The following is a 1,585-nucleotide window of genomic DNA, read 5'->3' as shown; positions in this document are numbered from 1 at the left end:
CTAGAAGACTGCTGAAGATCTTGTTGAGGGGCTGTCCGGCCGCAGGCCGGGTGGCCCCTTCGTTGTTATGGGGTGGCCGGGGCGAGGTGCCAGGTGCCGTCGGTGCGGGTGAGGCCGAGTTTGACCAGTCGGCGGAGGTTGAGAGCGGCGGCGCGGTGGTGGAGCGAGATGTTGTTGGCGATCACGCCTCGGTAGCGGACTCTGCGATGGCCGTGGGCGACGAGCCAGGCGATAGCGCGTTCGACCGGGGGCCGCCATCGGCGGTACTCGTCCTGCCAGGCGGTGTCGGTGGCGGCCTGATGGCGGGCGGCGGTCAGCAGTTCGTGCTGGGGATGGACGTTGATGGTCCGTCCAGTCTTCGAGGTCGTGCAGCGTTCCCGCAGCGGGCAGTCGGTGCACAACCGCTTGAACTGGGCGGTGCAGCTCCCGTCGGCCCTGGTCCGGCCCAGGTTCGCCCTCTTGCCGGCTGGGCAGGTCACGGTGTTGGCGTCGGCATCGATCTGGAAGTCGTCGATGGTGAAGCCGCCGGGGACGGCCTGCCGCAGTGGTGGCGGCTTGATCACCAGGAGGTGTCCTTGGTCGGTCAGTTGTTCACGCAGGTCGCCGGTGCCGTAGGCGGAATCGCCGAGCACGGTTAACGTCTCACCCTCGCTGTGGTCTTCCTCGGCCAGCAGGTCCAGCGCGACGGCGGCCTCGTGGTTGTCCGGCCCGTAGCCGCCGGTCAACGCGACGGCGGTGAACAGCCCGGTCTCCGGCTCGAAGGACACGTGTCCCTTGAAGCCCTCTTGGTGGCGGGTGCGGTTCTTGTGGATGTGCCGGGCATCGGGATCGACGGTGGACACCGTCCGGTCGGGCACGGTGCGCTGGGCGATGCGCCAGCGTCCGTCGCGGCCGTCGGAGTCCTCGGCCGGCTCCACGTCCTGGCCCGCGACGAGGGCGAGAAGGCCCACCGCGTTCGCGGCCCGCTCGCCCAGCTCACGCTCGGGCAGACGGCCGAGCATGTTGAGCGCGTCGGTCACCAGGGCGTCGACCAGCGCCTCGCGAGCGGCTTTGTCGTTCCAGGCGATCCTGGGTTTGCCGGGGTCGGTGTAGTCGTGAGCAGTGCACCACCGGCCGGCGACCTCGCCGGCGCCGGGGACCTCACGGATCACCCGGCGGATCGCGGCCACGATCTGGGTGACGGTGTCCTGGGTGGCCACCGCATCGTCCAGGACGGTGGAGTCCAGCGCCCGGCGCTGCTTTCCCCTGAGGACACCGGTGGCGGTCACCACCTCTTTGACCTTCGTGAAAATCCGCGTCGGGTCGGCCGAGCGGGCGAGCCGGCGCCGGAAATAGGTCAGCAGCGAGGGATCGAAGGCGGTGTCGTACAGGCCCAGCCCGCAGGCGGCCTTCCAGCGCAGGTCACACCGCAGTTCCTGGACTGTCTCGAAGTCCGACAACCCCTGCAGGCTCTGCAGTACCACCGTCACGGCCAGCACCTGCGGCGGCAGCGACGGCCGTCCGTTGGCCGACGGATACATGTCCGCGAAGAACTCCGGCGGGAACAGCACCTCACGATGCTCGGCCAGGAAAGCGAACACACTCC

At 69.2% G+C, this 1,585-nt stretch carries 1 protein-coding gene; it reads right to left on the bottom strand.

What is annotated here, in order from left to right; genetic code table 11:
- Positions 1 to 65 precede the first annotated feature (65 nt).
- The coding region (locus tag ACWD6R_RS40475) for an IS1182 family transposase (RefSeq protein WP_451823326.1) at positions 66 to 1,585 on the bottom strand (1,520 nt) is incomplete at its 5' end.

It is taken from the genome of Streptomyces sp. NPDC005151 (genome assembly GCF_053599875.1).
This window is presented reverse-complemented; position numbering and strand designations above follow the sequence as displayed.